Annotated in this window: 2 protein-coding genes and 1 pseudogene; 1 reads left to right on the forward strand and 2 read right to left on the reverse strand. The window is 70.9% G+C overall.

The window, feature by feature from the left end:
* Nucleotides 1–165: pseudogene (locus ABNT58_RS07265) on the forward strand (class I SAM-dependent RNA methyltransferase); the annotation flags it as partial.
* Here the strand turns inward: ABNT58_RS07265 and eutC are convergent.
* Nucleotides 166–963 carry an ethanolamine ammonia-lyase subunit EutC gene (gene eutC / locus ABNT58_RS07270; protein WP_348752832.1) on the reverse strand — a complete coding sequence of 266 codons (798 nt, stop codon included), beginning with the start codon at nucleotides 961–963 and terminating at the stop codon, nucleotides 166–168. It abuts the pseudogene before it with no gap.
* On the reverse strand, nucleotides 956–1,779 hold an 824-nt coding region (eutB, locus tag ABNT58_RS07275; RefSeq protein ID WP_348752833.1), incomplete at its 5' end, for an ethanolamine ammonia-lyase subunit EutB. The genes eutB and eutC, both read right to left, overlap by 8 nt.

The following is a 1,779-nucleotide window of genomic DNA, read 5'->3' on the forward strand; positions in this document are numbered from 1 at the left end:
GTGCTGAGCCCCGACATGAAGCTGCCGTCGATGATGCGGCTGAAGGAAAGCCGCCGCGTGCCGATGTGGAACGGGCCGATCGAATGCCGGCTGTTCCGGTTCGATCTGGTGGCGGGGTCAGCGCGCGCCGCTGCACCACGCAGCGCGGAAGAACCCTCGGACTGATCACTTCAAGGCGCGGTCCGCGGGCGCCGCCTCCAGCACCTCCAGGTCGCTTTCGTCCTTCAGGTTCACGCCGGTGCAGCCCAGCTGCAGCGCGCGCTTCATCAGCCAGGCCAGCTTGAAGGCGGCGGCCTCGGGCCGCAGGCCCTCGGGCCGCACGTTGCTGATGCAATTGCGCTCGGCATCGTTTCGGCCGCGCCGCGGCCCGTGCGTCAGGTAGATGCCCAGGCTGTCGGGCGAGCTCAAACCCGGCCGCTCACCGATGAAGATGGCCGACATCGCCGCGCCCAGCAGCTCGCCGATCTCGTCGGCCACCGCCACCCGCGCCTGCGTGACGACGACGATGGGCGCCAGCGTGAAGCCGGCCGGCAGGTGCTGCGGCAGCGCGGCCAGCAGCGCCCGCGTGTGACGCTGCACCGCCAGCGACGACAGCCCGTCGCCCACCACGATGCACAGGTCGGGCGCCGGCTGGCCGGCCTCGCGCTGCTGCTGCGCATGGGCACGCAAACGCGGTGCGTCGTCGGGGTGCAGCTGGCGGCCCAGGTCGGGGCGGCGCAGGTATTCGGTGCGGTCGGCGGCGCGGCTGCGGGCCTGCAGCACCGGCCAGCCGACGGCCTGCAGCTCAGCTTGCAGAGCGGCCACGTCCAGCGGCGCGTGGATGGCGTCGCGCGCCATCGCATGCGCCAGGCCGAAGCGCAGCGCCTCGTCGGTGGGCGTGGCCACGCCCACGCGGCCGAGCGCGATGCGGGCGGCGGTGTGGCGGCGCCAGGCCTGCCAGGGGTCGGGCACGATCTCAGCCATGGCCCAGTGCCAGTGCGTCCATGCCGGCCACCAGCCGGTGCTGGGCCGAAGGCGGCAGCACGCGGCCGCCGCCATCGGTGATCTGCATGCGCTGCAGCCAGGCCTCGAACTCGGGCGCGCGTTTGAGGCCCAAGGTTTCGCGCAGGAACAGCGCGTCGTGGAACGAGGTGCTTTGGTAGTTCAGCATCACGTCGTCGGCGCCGGGCACGCCGATCAAGAAGTTGAGCCCGGCCGCGCCCAGCAGCAGCAGCAGCGTGTCCATGTCGTCCTGGTCGGCCTCGGCATGGTTGGTGTAGCAGACGTCGCAGCCGATGGGCAGGCCGAGCAGCTTGCCGCAGAAGTGGTCTTCCAGGCCGGCGCGGATGATCTGCTTGCCGTCGTACAGGTACTCGGGCCCGATGAAGCCCACCACGGTGTTGATCAGCAGCGGCTCATAGCGGCGGGCCAGCGCATAGGCGCGGGCTTCGCAGGTCTGCTGGTCGACGCCGAAGTGGGCATTGGCCGACAGCGCACTGCCCTGCCCCGTCTCGAAGTACATGACGTTGCGGCCCACGGTGCCGCGGTTTTGCGCCAGCGCGGCGGCCTGGGCCTCGGCCAGCAGCTCGGGCGTGACGCCGAACGACAGGTTGGTCTTCTCGGTGCCGCCGATGGACTGGAACACCAGGTCCACCGGCACGCCGTCCTCGGCCAGCCGCAGCGTGTTGGTCACGTGGGTGAGCACGCAGCTCTGGGTGGGAATCTCGAAGCGCTGGATCACCTCGTCCAGCATGCGCAGCATCTCGCCCAGCACCGGCAGGCTGTCGGAAGCGGGGTTGA

Source organism: uncultured Aquincola sp., from assembly GCF_964001545.1.
Taxonomy (GTDB): domain Bacteria; phylum Pseudomonadota; class Gammaproteobacteria; order Burkholderiales; family Burkholderiaceae_C; genus Aquincola.

Excerpts from the sequence above, each read along its gene's own strand:
- eutC (WP_348752832.1), bottom strand. The coding sequence starts at position 963 with ATGGCTGAGATCGTGCCCGACCCCTGGCAGGCCTGGCGCCGCCACACC.